We start from the raw sequence: 14,095 nt of genomic DNA on the forward strand, positions 1-14,095 counted from the left end.
GCGATGCGGGCCCACTGGGCGTCGGTGAGGGCGTGTCGCTTGGGTGGCATCGGCGTGGCTTGGAAAAGCGCCGAAGTCACCTCACATTTTCCAGACAGAGCCTAGGCTCTGTATCCACCCGCACCGCCATGGACGACACGCATCGCCTCCTCGATCACCTGCTGGCGACGTTGGTCTACCGGACCCAGAAGGCGCTGCGCGGGGCGCCCCCTTCGTTCGGCAGCTTCAGTGCTGGGCAGGGCGTGCGTACGCCGCAGGACCTCGTCCGGCACATGAGCGCCGTGCTGAACCACGCGCGGGCGTTCCTCGGCGGCCCTACCCGTCTCAATCCCCTCCCGACCCATGAGGAGGAAGTCGCGCGCTTTTTCGAGGTCGCGCAGCACCTCCGCGACCGCCTCGCCGCCCACCCCTTACCCGCAGGCACGACGCCGGAGCGGCTCGTGCAGGGGCCGCTCTCCGACGCCCTGACGCACGCGGGCCAGCTCGCGTTGCTGCGGCGGCTGGCAGGCGCGCCGATCCCGCCTGAGAACTTCCACGATGCCACCATCGAGTAGGTGTGACGCGGAGCCTCACCGCCTGCATCCACAAGGCTCTCTGAAATTCGCGGTGCAGTGCCGAACTTGAAGCTTCCTTCGCGTCACTTCCAGAGATGACCATGTCGCTGCTTCGTTGGACAGTGCTCCTCGCCTGGGTGTGGACAGGCGGAGTCAGCACCGCACTTGCTCAGCCGTCCTACTCCACCGCGCCCCTGGAGGCCGAGCCCCTGCTCGACCAGGACGCGTGGGCCAGGCAGGGCGCCCAGACCTTCGAGTGGCTCGGCGAGAACTACGAGAAGCTGGCGATGGCGCAGTGGCCGCAGATCCGCGAGCGCCTGTACCTGCTGATCGGGCGGGCCGCGCAAGGGCGCTACGAGGAGACGGGCCTCTTCGAGGAACTTGCCGACCTGCCGCCTACCCCGCGCCTCTTCTCGTGGGCGAGCCGCGTCGGCGTCATCGGAGCCGACCTCATCGCCGAGAGCCTCGCGGATTCGTCGCTAGGTATCGAGCCCGGTTTGCCTACCGACTCGCTCTTCGAGGTCGCGTTCGAAGCGCCGTTCTTGCGATTCGGCGCGCCCGACCGGGGATGGGCGGTGCGCGTGCCCTACTACTTCATGACGTGGCAACTCGTCCGCACGCCGGTCGAGGGCTACGACACCGACATCCTAGTCACGTCGCCGCTCCACCACCGCAATCTGACCAACGAGTCCACGTCGCAAAGCACGCTCATGCTGGTGCTGAGCGGGCAGGACTGCGCCGCCTTCGAGACGCTGTGGGCTAAACAAGCGGGTATGACCGAGCCTGCCGAGCCGTCCGATCTCGTCGAGGGCGCAACGTTGTACCGGGCGATAGTGACGAATGGCGTCGAGGCTGAAGCGCTGTTTTGGACGCACGAGGCGACGTGCGCGGCGGTGATCTACAGCGGCCTGCCCGGTCCGTTCGAGGCGAACTACGTCCACTTCGGCGACTTCGTCCGCGCGCTCGACCTCTGAAGCGCCCCAGCGAGCACGTAGGTGCCGTCCAGACGGGCCCTTTAGTCTAGCACGAGGTCGAGCGGGAACGCGGAGGACTCGTACGGCCCGAACACCTGCTGCGCGCCGCTGCGCCAGGTCGTGGCGTGATCGGGACCGGCTGGACGTTCGACGAGGAAATGCACGGCGCCCGCATCGGGCGGGAGCAACCACGCGACCTCGCGGCCTAGCTCCACCGTTGGAAACTGCTTCGATCCCAGCGATGGGAGTTCGCCCTGCGGACCCGTCTGCGGTGGGCCGATCCACAGGCCTACACGGACCACGCCGCCTGGCGTCGCCTCCGTCGCACGCACACGCACCCGGCGCTCAACGAGACGCTCACGCAGATCGATCGTGCCAAGATCGATCTGGCCGCCATCGTCCGGAGCCGGAAGATCGTTGGCAGCCATGCGATGCACGTCCGACCCCGCGGAGACGTGTACGCGCGTCAGCACCCCGGACATCTCCTGCGCGAAGCGACCATCGGCATCGGGAAGGATCCAGACTTGGCGCTCGTCGCCGCCCGGTTCGGCCACCCACACGTGGACCTCCACGCCACGACGGCCGCCCTCGCCGGGGAGCAGCAGGTGGCCGAGGAGCGCGGTCGCCTGGGGTGATGGTGCCATCGCGGACGGCGTCTCTCCACGTGTCGTGTCTGGCGAGACGGGCTGCGCGGTGCAGCCGAGCAGGAGGGGGAAAACGAGCAGAGGGACCGCGGCGAAGAGGCGAGGCATGGGACCGGATTTTGAGAGGCTTCTGAGGGCAGCGACCCGAAGATCAGGACACGGGCTCTCGGAGGGTAGCAAAGGCACTCAAACAAGCGCCGCATGCAGACCGGCTCCACGCGCCGTCTAAGCTCGCCTGCTGGTGCACGCGCGCGTGTTCGTTCGGTACCATGGGGGGCGCTTCTTGCCTGCACCTGACTTCTACGCCGAATGCCACGCTTCGCCTTTGCTCTCCTCGCGGCTCTTCTCGTCGCCCTTGCGGTGCCTGCGCAGGCGCAGCGGCCTCAGGCAGCCCCGTCTGCCTACAAAGCGCTCGGCGCGCCGAACAGCCCGCAGGTCGAGGTCGCGTGGAACCGCTATTACGACCACGCCGGCGTGACGGCCATCCTCCAGGCGCTCGAAGCGGCCTACCCCGACCTCGCCACCGTCGAGTCGATCGGGCAGTCGCACGAGGGCCGTGCCCTCTGGGTCATCACCATTACCGACCCCGCGACGGGCGCGCACGACACCAAGCCCGCCATGTTCATCGACGCGGGCATCCACGCCAACGAGATCCAGACCGTCGAGGTGGCGCTCTACACGGCGTGGTACCTCCTCGAAAGCCACGCCACCAACGCCTGGATCCAGGACCTGCTGCGGACCAAGACGTTCTACATCGTCCCTGGGACAAGCCCCGACAGCCGCGACGCCTTCTTCGAGGAGCCCAACACCGCCAACACCCCGCGCACGGGCCAGGTGCCGCTCGACAACGACGGCGACGGGCTCACCGACGAGGACCCGCCCGACGACCTCGACGGCGACGGCCACATCACGATGATGCGCCGCGCGATGCCCGGCGGCCGCTGGAAGAAGCACCCCGACGACGACCGCCTGATGATCCGTTGCGAGATCGACGAGGCCTGCGGCTGGCAGGTCTGGTTCACCGAGGGCTACGACAACGACGGCGACGGCGCGCTCAACGAAGACGGTGACGGCTACTACGACCCCAACCGCAACTGGGGCTGGGGCTGGGCGCCGCACTACACCCAACGCGGCTCGCACCACTACCCGTTCAGCCTCCCCGAGACGCGCGCGGTCGCCGACTTCATCAAGGCGCACCCTAACATCCTCGGCGGGCAGAGCTACCACAACACCGGCGGCATGATCCTCCGCGGCCCCGGCGTCGAGGGCGACCCGACCTACCGCCGCGACGACGCCGTCATGCAGCGCATCGCGGAGGTCGGGGAACGCATGCTGCCCGGCTACGAGTCGCTCGTGATCTGGGACGACCTCTACACCGTCTACGGCGGCGAGACCGACTGGATGTACTACCGCGAGGGCATCCTCCCCTTCACCAACGAGCTCTTCACGCCCTACAACCTCTTCCGCACCGAGAGCGAGGGCGGCTTCTTCGGCGCGATGGCCGACTTCTACCGCTTCGACGAGTTGCTGCTCTTCGGCGATGGCATCGTGCCGTGGACGGAGGTCGAGCACCCCGACTGGGGCACCGTCGAGGTCGGCGGGATGAAGAAGACATTCCGTCGCATGCCGCCGTCCTTCCTACTCGAAGAGGAGGCGCACCGCAACATGGCGTTCACGCTGCTCCACGCCTACGAGCTGCCCGTGCTGGAGGTCGTGGACGTCGAGACCGAATCGCTCGGCGGCGGGCTGACCGAGGTGACCGCGACCATCGTCAACCGCCGCACCGTCCCGACGCGGCTGGAGGTCGACACCGAGCACGGCCTCACGCGCCCCGACTGGGTGACGCTCTCCGGCGCCGACGTGCTCGCGAGCGGCGTCAAGCGCAGCCGCCTCGACGACGTGTTCGAGCCGCAGGCGTCGCGCCCCGATCGCGTGAGCGTCCAGTCGGTGCCCGGCCACGGGGCCGTGACCGTTGCCTGGATCGTGCGCGGCGGCGGCCCCTACACCGTCACCGTTGACTCCCAGAAAGGCGGGCGCGCGACGATGGAAAGCGGCGGATGATGTAGGCGAGAACGCAGCCTCGATGCGGTCCCATGCCACCGCACGGCCGCACGGGCTTTTGACTACGGCTAGCGCTACGTGAAACTCGGTCGGCTCTGGGCGAAGGGGTTTGTCGCGATCGGTTGCCTCGGAGCGCCCACGCTGTATGACGGTTCGCTTGCGGCTCCGCACTGCGTGGATGCCTGTGGACGGAGTTCTTGAGCCTCTGCGGTGGGTTTCTACCCATCTCCTGGTACACGCCGCTCAACCATCCCACGAGGTGCAGCCATGAACGCCCGACTCGCAACCCTCCTTTTGGTCCCTATGCTGTGGATGAGCACGGCTCTGGCGCAGATCACGGAGACGAAGCTGGTTGCCGGTGAAGGCATTCTATTCGGCCAGGCGGTGGCCGTGGCCGGTGACCGTGCCGTGGTAGGGGTGGGCCTGCTGGAAGGAAACGCGGCCTACAGCTATCGCCGCGTCGGTGACGGGTGGGTAGAGCAGGGTATGCTCGTTCCAGCCGATGGTACGGACGCGGAAGGCTTCGGCAGCTCGGTCGCCATGACCGATACCTATGCCATCGTCGGCGCTCCGCTGTTCGATCACGGGGGCGCTACGAACGGCGGGGCGTCCTACTTGTTTGAGCGCGACGGCGACAGCTGGGCGGAGCAGACCAGGGTGGCCCCCAGCGACGTGGACGGCCAGGACGACTCGGGTACGTCCGTCGCCGTCTCTGGGGACTACGCTATCGTGGGAGCCCCCAAGCACAATGGGATCGGATTCGATTCGGGGGCCGCCTACATCTTCGAACGAGTCGGAGAAAGCTGGGTCCAACAGGCCAAGCTCGTGGCCAGCGACGAGGCGGCCAACGATGAGTTCGGCATCGCCGTATCGATCTCTGGAGACTACGCCATCGTGGGCGCCTGGCGCGACGACGACACGGCCGCAGGCTCCGGCAGCGCGTATGTCTTCAAGCGTACCGATGACGTCTGGATCGAGCAGACCAAGCTCACCGTGAGCGATGGCGGTGCCGGTGCCTCGTTTGGATTCGCCGTCGGCCTGTCTGGCGACTACGCCCTCGTTGGGTCGACCCTGGCAGATGGAGGCGATGCGCTCACCGGGGCCGCCTACGTCTTCGAGCGGAACGGGGACGACTGGGTCCTGCAGGACAAGCTCGCTGCCGAGGATGGGGTGCCGAGCGACTTCTTCGGCGTCTCCGTGGCCATCGACGACGACTTTGCCGTGATCGGCTCGTTCAACGCGGACGGATCGAGCCCTGGCACAGGTGCCGCCTATGTGTTCAACCGGCTGGGGAGCACGTGGACGCAGATCGCGAAGCTAGCCGCCAGCGATGGGGGCGCCGTCGACCTGTTCGGGGGCGCCGTGGCGATCTCCGACGGCTGCGCGCTGGTCGGCGCCGAAGGAAGCAATACCGCTAGGGGGGCGGCCTACGCCTACTGCGGCTTTGCCACCCTCGTAAGCACCCAGGACGGCGTTCCAGACAGCCTCCACCTCGCCTCGACCTACCCCAACCCTACTACCTCGACCGCGACGGTTGGCTTCACACTGCCCACGGCCGAAGAGGCGCGCGTGGAAGTGCTCGACCTGCTCGGGCGGCGCGTCGCCACACTCGCCGACGGCTTTCGGGCAGCGGGCGAGCACCGCGTCACGCTGGACGCGACGAGTCTGCCGAGCGGCGTCTATGCGGTGCGCCTCGTCACGCCGAGTGCTACGCTCACGGAGCGTGTCACGGTCGTGCGATGACTGGTAGATCCGGGCTTAAGCAGGGCGCAAGCCGTTGAGACACAGGTCCACGAAGTGCGCCTCGCGCCCGTTGAGGAAAGCGTCCCATTCCTCTTTGGTGGCCCCCGCGTAGGCGCGCACGAGGCCGCCGCCCACGGTTGGGAAGAACGTCATCGACACGAGGAATGTGGTGAACTCCAGCAGGGTGATCGGGCGAATTTCGCCTGCCGCAATGGCTGCATCGAGCTTCGCCTGCATGGCCGTGCGCCCGTCGGGGAATTCAAGCGCGATGGTCTGCCGCCAGCGCTCCGGGTGGTGGTGCAATTCGGAGATGATGTAACCGACCAGGTACGGGTGGTCGTCCATCATCGCGAGGTCTGCGACGATGAGGTCGCGGACGAAGTCGCGGAACGGGACGTCGGGCTGCATCGCGGGCTCGAAGCGGCGGAACGTCTCGCGGACGGCCCGCATGAAGACGGCCTCAGCGAGGCGTTCCTTGCTGCGGAAGTAGTAGTGCAGCATCGACTTGTTGACGCAGGCCTCGTCGGCGATCTCCTGCATGCGCGCGCCATCGGTGCCCTGGCGGAGAAACACCCGGTGCGCGGCGTCGAGGATGTTGACTTCCGCCTCGTCGATGTCGTCGGGCGGCGCGAGGTCGGTCACGGCGGGATGCGCGTCGTGCAGGGCCATACCAGCAAAAGGCACGTGGGAGAGGTCGGCGGTGCAGTGGGGCAGGCGGTGCGGTACGCGCTAGGCTGCCGCTTTGGTTTCGCGCTCGCGAGGGGCACGGCGTGGGTCAGCGACCGAGCGCCTGGTGGCATGGGCGGCTTCGCTAAAGCTTGACACACTGGAATATGTGACCGATTTGGTCGATATGAGGCCTTTTCTAGCAGGGCTATCCAAGCGATTCAACTAAATGGTTAAACCGGGCGGAACGCTCCTCATTCGGGCTCGTCTCATCGATCAACCACTTGGTTGGACAAGCCGGGTGGCTCCTCTCTATCCTGCCCTTCTCCTCGCCCTGTCGATGCGTTGCCTCCTCCTTCTTGGCCTGCTGAGTGTGTCGTTTGACGCTCGTGCGCAGCAGCCTGCTGCCCTGTCAGCCCCGCTCCAAACTGCCCTCGAAGCCGAACTCGGCCGCCTCGGTCACCACGTTGCTGACGATGCGTGGCCCTCCGTGGCTGACCCATTCGGGTCCACCACCGACAACCCCGGAGGCATTCAGGTTGCGCTGGTAGATCCTGTTCTCGTGGCGGAGACCCAGCGCGCCGTGCGTCGTCCGAATGCGCTCGAGCGCGATGTAGCGCTTCTCCTCGAGAGTCTCGCCCTGAGCACGGAGACGCTGACGCTCGTGGTGCACCCGGACTGGGCGACGGTGCCTGCGACACGCCGCGCCGACCTCGCAGGGACGCTGGGCGTGGCCCGCCTGGACGTCGTCCCAGCCACGAGCGCCGCAGCGATTGCGAGTGCCGTGCCGGAAGGGGCTATCGTCTACGTGGATGCGGGCACCGGCCTCTCTGACACGGCACTGCGCGACGTGGCGAGGAACCTGACCGAGCGTGGCACGCCGATGCTCGCCGCCACGCCTATGCTCGTCCGTCACGGCTTCCTCGCGAGCGCGTCGCCCGACTTCGAGGAGGCGCTCGCGCGCCGCCTGGCCTTGACGCTCGCCGACGTGGCGCGGTCGGACAGCCTGGCACCGACGGCCTTCACCGCGCCGCGGCCGCTGCCGGCTCGGCTGACGATCAACGCTGCGACGGCGTCCGATCTCGGCCTCGCGCTCCCGTGGGACGTGCTTCTCCAGGCCGATGTGCTGGGCGAGGCGGCGGCGACGGCCGCACCGCTCGGCTTCGACGATGCGGTGCAGATCGCAGCGCGCGACAACGCGGCGTTGCGGGCGGAGGTCTACCGAGCAGAAGCCGCCGAGGCGGCCGTCGCGCTGGCGCGGAGCCGCGTGCTCCCGCAGGTACGCCTGTCGAGCACGGCGCGGCTCGTGAACGACGACCTTGCCACGTCGGCGCTTGGGGGCGCGGTACCGGAGCGGCTGTGGACGTCGGAGGTCGAAGTCTTCCAGGTGCTCTTCTCCGAGCCGGCGTTCGCGGGCATCGCGGCACAGCGGCGGTTCGCGGTGGCGGCGCGCTACGAGCGGGAATCGGTCCGCCTCGATGCCGCCTCGAACGGGGCGCTAGCGTTCCTCGGCGTACTGCGTGCGCAGACCGGCGCGGCCATCGCCGAAGAGCGCGTCGCGCGGACGCAGGTCGACCTCGATGCTGCACGGTCGCGCTCGGATGCGGGAGTGGCGAGCGCAGGTGACGTGGCGCGGCTCCATGCCGAGGTGGCACGGGCGCGGCAGGACCTCGTCCTCGCCTGGGGTGGCGTGGAGGTGGCCGGACTGGTGCTCAACCAGACGCTCGATCTCGCCATCGACGCATCGGTGCAGGTTGCCGTGGAGGGCGTAGTCGTGGTGCAGGCCGACGAAGAAGGTGGAGCGGTTCTCCTCGCCTCCACGGCCAAGCTGCCCGCTATTCCTGATGCTGGGGTATCTGATGCCCTCGCGACGCCGCGTGCCCTCCTTGCTCAGATCCCGATGCTGTCGCTCGTGCACGCGCCCGGTGCCACGCGAGAGCTCGCGGCACAGGCCGAGGCGAACGCGCTCACCGACGCCCCGGCGTCGCAGGCGCTCCAAGCCGTTGTGACGGCCAGGCAGCGGCAACTCACCTCGGCGCAGCGCTCGCTCTATCTCCCTGAGCTGAGCCTCTTCGCCAGCGCGAGCACCCGTCTCGCCGACGGCGGTGCCGGCCTCACCATTCCCCAAGGCCTTCCTGTCCCGCCTGCTCCCGACGAGACGTGGGCGGTCGGGGTCCAATTGAACTTTGACCTCTTCAGCGGCGGACGCAAGGCCGCGCAGCGTCGCCTCGCTGAAGCCGAGGTGTTCCAGGCGCAGGCGCAGCTCGACCTCGTGCAGCAGCAACTCGCGCTCGGCGCCCGCGCGGCCGCCACGCAGCTCGGCACCACGCACGCGGCCTACCGCCAGGCCGAGGACGCCGCCCGTTCCGCCGCCGTGGCCTATGCCGATGTGGCCCGCCTCTACCGCGAAGGCGTCGTCGGGGTGACGGCGCTCGTGGAAGCGCAGGAAGGCCTGCGCATCACGCAAGAGCTCGCCGCCAGCGCCGCCTATGACGTGGCTGAGGCCTACGTGGACCTCCAGCGCGCCACCGGCCGCTTCGACGCGCTCGACCGCCCCGACGTCGCCGATTCATCCTCCGATGCGCTCACCGCGCGCCGTCCCTAGCTGCCCCATCGCACCTCTTTCGACCCCGATCCCTTCAGCCGTCATGTGCACGTCTCCCGTTCCCCATCCTGCCGCCCATCTCGTGGCGCGCTTTTTCCTCGGAGTGCTCATTGCCCTCTTCTTTCTGCTCTCCGGCTGCTCGGCGGAGGAGCCGACCGCGCCACCGCCTCCGCTCGTCCGCACCGTAGCCGTCGCGCCGGGTGGCACCACCGCGGAGTCGTTCTCCGGCGTGACACGCGCCGCCGTCGAGTCCCGCGTCGCCTTTCAGGTGGGCGGCGTCGTGTCGGATGTTGCTGTCGAAATTGGCGACCGCGTCCGTCGCGGTAGCCTCGTCGCATGGCTCGACCCGGCTGACCTCACCCTCCAGGCGCAGCAGGCCCGCTCCGGCTTGCAGCAGGCCGAGAGCCAGGCCCGACTCGCTGGGGCCGGCTACGACCGCGTGCGCCAGCTCTACGAGCAGGGCGTTGTGCCGGTCAGCCAGTACGATGCCGCGCGGACACGCCTCGAAACGGTCCAGGCTGGAGCGACGGCGGCCCGCGACCAGGTGGCGCTCGCCGAGCGCAGGTTGGGCTACGCACGCCTCATGGCGCCCGTCAACGGCGCCATCGCCGAGGTGCTGGTGGAAGCGGGCGAACTCGTCGCGCCGGGGCAGCCGGTGGCGCTCGTGACCACACAGGGCAGCCCAATGGAGGTGACGGTGAGCGTCCCCGAGAACGCCGTGACGGGCCTCCGCGCGGGGGACGTCGCGACGGTCGCGCTGACCGCGTTTCCCGATGTCCTCTTCGATGGCCGCGTCGCTGAGGTCGGCGTGTCTGCGGGACGCGGGGCCACGACATTCCCTGTCGTCGTCCGTCTCAACAGCGCCAACGCCGACGTACGCAGCGGCATGACGGCGCGCGTCGAGTTCGCGCCCGACGCAGACGGTGCCGCAGCAACAGGGCCGCTCGTGCTGCCCGTCGCCGCCATCGACGCCGACACCGAGGGGACCTATGTGATGGTCGTGGAGGTCCCGCCCGCGGACACCACCGCCGCGTCCAGCGACCCTGCCACAGGCCAGCGTGAGGCTGTCGTGCGCCGCCGCGCCGTCGAGACGGGGACTCTTCGCGGCGACGGCGTCGAGGTGACGAGCGGGCTGACCGAGGCTGACCACGTGGTGGCTGCTGGCCTCGGCGAGTTGGCCGACGGCCAGCGCGTCCGCCTCGCCGACTACGACCCCCTCGCCCGCGACCTCCTCTCGTTCAGCGGACGCTGAGTCCACGTTCACCCTTCCAAGCTCTCCCCCTGGACAGGGGGAGTCCGCGAAGCGGGAGGGGGTAGATCTGCCGAGCACAGAGTGACACCGCGCTCACACGGTTAACCACCCCCAGCCCCTCCTGGACAGGAGGGGAGCTAGGTCGAGCTCTAGTCGGCTCAGACAACCGTACCCAAACCCGTCCGCCCCTGACGAAGCACCAGAAGCAAGGTGCCGCGCACAAAAGTCACGCAGCATCGACTTCTCACTTCTTCCTTCGCCCTTCTGCCTTCCCGACCCATGCGCCTCACCCGTTCCGCCCTCGACAACCGCGTCGTCGTCTACGTGGCGGTGGCCCTTCTCGCCTTCGCCGGGCTCCGCGCCTACCTCGCGCTCCCGCGCGCCGAGGACCCCGGCTTCGTCATCCGCAACGCTGTCGTGTCGGTGCTCTGGCCGGGGGCCAGTGCCGAGCGTGTTGAGCGGCACATCGCCGAGCCGATGGAGCGTGCGCTCGAAGAGGTCAAAGGGGCCTCGCACGTCGAGACGAGCATCCAGGCGGGCGCGGCCGGGTTTTCGTTCGAGATCGAGTACGCCGTCGCCGACGTGGAGGGCGCATGGACGGAGATGCGCGAGGCTATCGCCGACGTGGTGCCCGGGTTGCCGCCCGGCGTGATCGGGCCGTTCATCAACGACGACTTCGGCGACGTCTTCGGCACCGTCATCGCGATCACCGGCGACGACTACACGCCCGTCGAACTCGAACGCGCGGCGCTCGAACTCCGCCGCCGCATCCTCGCTCTCGACGACGCCCGCAGCGTGCAACTCGACGGCGTGCTCCAGCGACAAGTTGTTGTGGAGTACGACCCCGCCCGCCTCGCGGCGCTCGGCGTCTCGACCGGCTACCTGATCGGGCAGCTCCAGCAGCGCAACCTCGTCGCGCCCGGCGGCGACCTCCAGGTGGATGGCCAGCAGATCGCGCTCCGCACCGACGGCGCATTCGAATCCGTCGCGGATATCGAAGCAATGGCGCTGCGGCTGTCGACCGGCGAGGTCGTCTCGCTGCGCGACATCGCCACCGTGCGCGACGCCTACCAGGACCCGGCGCGGCAGCTCGTCCGGTACAGCGGCCAGCCTGCCATCACCGTCGGCGTGTCGATGGCCGACGACGGCAAGCTCACCGAGTTCGGCCCCGAGGTGATGCGCGTCGTCGCCGAGACTGAGGCCGACCTCCCGGCGGGGCTCGACTTCCACACGGTCGTCTACCAGCCGGAGGTCGTGCAGTCACTCACGTCGGAGTTCGTATGGAGCCTCATCCAGGCCGTCGCCATCGTGATCGGCGTGCTGCTGCTCGCGCTCGGCGTGCGGACGGGCCTCGTCGTCGCGGCGTCGATCCCGCTGACCATGTTTGCGGCGTTCCTGTGCATGCAGTTCTTCGGCATCACGATCAACCAGATGTCGCTCACGGCGCTGATCGTGGCGCTCGGGCTGCTCGTGGACAACTCCATCGTCGTAGCCGAGCAGACGCTCACGGATCTCCAGCGCGGGAAGTCGAAGCGCGCCGCCATCCTCGGAGCCACCCGCGAGATGGCGCTGCCGCTCCTCGTCGCGTCGATGTGTACGGTCGCGGCGCTGCTGCCGACCTACCTCGCCGAGAGTTCGTCGGCGGAGTACACGAGCGCGCTCTTCGAGGTGCTGCTGTTCTCGCTCGTCGTGTCGTGGATGCTCGCGCTCACGCTTATTCCGGTGCTCTGCCTGGTCTTCCTGAAGGCGGATCGCGGGACGGGCGAGGACGATGCCAAGATGTCGCGCTGGGAGCGGCTTACGCAGCGCTTCCGTCGCTCGACGGACGACGAGACGGCTGGCACCGAGCAGCCTGCGCAGCAGGACGAGGGCAACGCCTACGACTCGAAGCTCTACCGGACGTACCGCGGCACGCTGACGGCGATGGTGCGGCGGCCGTGGCTCTCGCTCGGCGGCTTCGTGGCAGTGCTCTTCGGCGCGTTCGCGCTCTTCGGGACACTCGTGCCGCAGCAGTTCTTCCCGACGAAGGAGTACGAGGTCTTCAACGTCGAACTCGATCTGCCCTACGGTACCTCCATCGCCCAGACGGAGCGCGTGGTCGCCGACCTGGAGCGGTTCTACGCCGACAGCCTCGCGGGGAGCCTTGCCGCCAACGGCGAGGTCGAGACGCCGGGCGTGCTGCGGTGGGCGGCCTACGTCGGCTCCGCGCCGCCGCGATACACGCTGTCGTACGCCCCGAAGGCCCCGCGCCCGGGCTACGCTTACCTCCTCGTCACAGGCACAAGCCACGAGATCCAGCCCGATGTCTTTATCCGCACGGAGCAGTACCTCCAGCGCGCGCACCCTGACGTGACCGTGCGCGCCCAGCGCGTCCGCAACGGTCCGGCCATCGACTATCCCGTTGAGGTCCGCATCTCCGGCCCCGACCCGGCTGTCCTCGAAGGCCTCGCCGCTGACCTCCGCGACCACCTCCGCGCCGTCCCCGGCACCGCGAACGTCGGCACCGACTGGGGCCGCCGCCAGGCCACGCTCGACATCGCCGTGGACCACGACGCCGCGCGCCGCGCCGGGCTCTCGACGGCCGACATCACGACCTCGCTCCAGACCGCGCTTGACGGGGTGCCGCTGACCGCGCTCCAGGAGGGCGACGACCTCGTGCCGGTGGTGCTCCGCTCCACGGACGCGCTCGCCGGGGCCGAAGCACTCAACCGGCTCGACCTCTACAGCCAGGCAACGGGCCGCACCGTGCCGTTCGGGCAGGTTGCCCAGGCGACGGTCGTCTACGAGCCCGGGACCATCGAGCGCTACGCCGGGCAGCGCACCATCACCGTCGAAACCGATATCGCGCACGACGCGGGGCCCTTCGTGACGCCGTTCTCGCTGCAGGCCGAGGTCGGGGCATACATGACCGACGCCGCGTGGCCCGCCGGGTACAGCTACGCATACGGCGGCGACATCGAGGAGAGCGCCGACTCGCAGGATGCGATCAACGCCAAGCAGGGCATCGCCATCGTGGTGATCCTGCTCCTGCTCGTGCTCCAGTTCAACGCGCTGCGCCCGCCCACCATCGTGCTGCTGACGCTGCCGTTCGCCTTCATCGGCGTCACGCTCGGGATGCTCGTCTCCGGCTACGCGTTCGGCTTCATGCCGCTCTTGGGCACGATCGCGCTCTTCGGCATCCTCATCAACAACGCCGTGGTGCTCCTCGACCGGATCGGCTCGCTCCGACGGCGCGGGCTCGATGGCGAGCAGGCGGTGATCCACGCCGCCGAGCAGCGCCTGCGCCCGATCCTGCTCACTGCCGCGACGACGGCGGGCGGCCTGATCCCGCTCTGGATCTCCGGCAACCCGCTCTTCGCGCCGATGGCCGTGGCGATGCTCTTCGGCCTCGTAGCCTCGTCCGCGCTCACGCCGGGCCTTGTGCCGGTGCTCTACACGCTCTTCTACCGCCTCCGCTTCCGCGACTTCGCCTACGACCCCGACGCCAGCACGGACGCCGAGTTGGTGGACGAGGACGCGCGCACCAGTGAGATGCAGACCGGCGCATTCGGCGGTGACGGCGCGACGGCATCGCCGACGGTGGTGCCAGCTTGATG

9 protein-coding genes are annotated in these 14,095 nt (G+C 68.8%); 7 read left to right on the forward strand and 2 right to left on the reverse strand.

Features of this window, described 5'->3' with window-relative positions; all coding sequences use genetic code 11:
• Positions 1 to 128 precede the first annotated feature (128 nt).
• Together AAFU51_15240 and AAFU51_15245 are read left to right on the forward strand one after the other, a co-directional pair.
• Entirely contained in the window at positions 129 to 554 is a 426-nt protein-coding gene (locus AAFU51_15240; protein ID MEO1572610.1) for a hypothetical protein, read from the forward strand.
• A 101-nt stretch (positions 555 to 655) separates the two neighbouring features.
• Complete coding sequence (locus tag AAFU51_15245; GenBank protein MEO1572611.1) at positions 656 to 1,528, forward strand: hypothetical protein; 873 nt, start codon at positions 656 to 658, stop codon at positions 1,526 to 1,528.
• 41 nt (positions 1,529 to 1,569) lie between these two features.
• Here AAFU51_15245 and AAFU51_15250 read toward each other — a convergent pair whose 3' ends face one another.
• Positions 1,570 to 2,280 (reverse strand): hypothetical protein, encoded by a 711-nt coding sequence (locus AAFU51_15250; GenBank protein ID MEO1572612.1) that lies wholly within the window; start codon positions 2,278 to 2,280, stop codon positions 1,570 to 1,572.
• Between the two features lie 201 nt (positions 2,281 to 2,481).
• Between AAFU51_15250 and AAFU51_15255 the strand changes: the two genes are divergently transcribed.
• Positions 2,482 to 4,233, forward strand: coding sequence for a M14 family metallopeptidase (locus AAFU51_15255; protein MEO1572613.1), 1,752 nt, complete (start codon positions 2,482 to 2,484; stop codon positions 4,231 to 4,233).
• A gap of 312 nt (positions 4,234 to 4,545) precedes the next feature.
• Complete coding sequence (locus AAFU51_15260) at positions 4,546 to 5,976, forward strand: T9SS type A sorting domain-containing protein (protein MEO1572614.1); 1,431 nt, start codon at positions 4,546 to 4,548, stop codon at positions 5,974 to 5,976.
• A 15-nt stretch (positions 5,977 to 5,991) separates the two neighbouring features.
• Here the strand turns inward: AAFU51_15260 and AAFU51_15265 are convergent, their stop codons facing one another.
• Positions 5,992 to 6,660, reverse strand: coding sequence for a TetR/AcrR family transcriptional regulator (locus AAFU51_15265; GenBank protein ID MEO1572615.1), 669 nt, complete (start codon positions 6,658 to 6,660; stop codon positions 5,992 to 5,994).
• A 322-nt stretch (positions 6,661 to 6,982) separates the two neighbouring features.
• On the opposite strand from AAFU51_15265, the gene AAFU51_15270 reads away from it, so the two are divergent.
• From AAFU51_15270 to AAFU51_15280, 3 genes are all read left to right on the forward strand, one after another.
• The gene (locus AAFU51_15270) at positions 6,983 to 9,247 is read left to right on the forward strand and encodes a TolC family protein (protein MEO1572616.1); all 2,265 of its coding nucleotides are present in this window, start codon (positions 6,983 to 6,985) and stop codon (positions 9,245 to 9,247) included.
• A 43-nt stretch (positions 9,248 to 9,290) separates the two neighbouring features.
• Positions 9,291 to 10,499, forward strand: coding sequence for an efflux RND transporter periplasmic adaptor subunit (locus AAFU51_15275; GenBank protein MEO1572617.1), 1,209 nt, complete (start codon positions 9,291 to 9,293; stop codon positions 10,497 to 10,499).
• 279 nt (positions 10,500 to 10,778) lie between these two features.
• Positions 10,779 to 14,093 carry an efflux RND transporter permease subunit gene (locus AAFU51_15280; GenBank protein MEO1572618.1) on the forward strand — a complete coding sequence of 1,105 codons (3,315 nt, stop codon included), beginning with the start codon at positions 10,779 to 10,781 and terminating at the stop codon, positions 14,091 to 14,093.
• Positions 14,094 to 14,095 lie beyond the last annotated feature (2 nt).

Source organism: Bacteroidota bacterium, assembly GCA_039821555.1.
Lineage (GTDB): Bacteria > Bacteroidota > Rhodothermia > Rhodothermales > Rubricoccaceae > JBCBEX01.

Bases quoted from the DNA above. Each gene is read 5' to 3' on its own strand.
- AAFU51_15250 (MEO1572612.1), bottom strand. From the start codon at position 2,280: ATGCCTCGCCTCTTCGCCGCGGTCCCTCTGCTCGTTTTCCCCCTCCTG.
- AAFU51_15245 (MEO1572611.1), top strand. From the start codon at position 656: ATGTCGCTGCTTCGTTGGACAGTGCTCCTCGCCTGGGTGTGGACAGGC.
- AAFU51_15260 (MEO1572614.1), top strand. From the start codon at position 4,546: ATGAGCACGGCTCTGGCGCAGATCACGGAGACGAAGCTGGTTGCCGGT.
- AAFU51_15280 (MEO1572618.1), top strand. From the start codon at position 10,779: ATGCGCCTCACCCGTTCCGCCCTCGACAACCGCGTCGTCGTCTACGTG.
- AAFU51_15275 (MEO1572617.1), top strand. From the start codon at position 9,291: ATGTGCACGTCTCCCGTTCCCCATCCTGCCGCCCATCTCGTGGCGCGC.
- AAFU51_15240 (MEO1572610.1), top strand. From the start codon at position 129: ATGGACGACACGCATCGCCTCCTCGATCACCTGCTGGCGACGTTGGTC.
- AAFU51_15270 (MEO1572616.1), top strand. From the start codon at position 6,983: ATGCGTTGCCTCCTCCTTCTTGGCCTGCTGAGTGTGTCGTTTGACGCT.
- AAFU51_15255 (MEO1572613.1), top strand. From the start codon at position 2,482: ATGCCACGCTTCGCCTTTGCTCTCCTCGCGGCTCTTCTCGTCGCCCTT.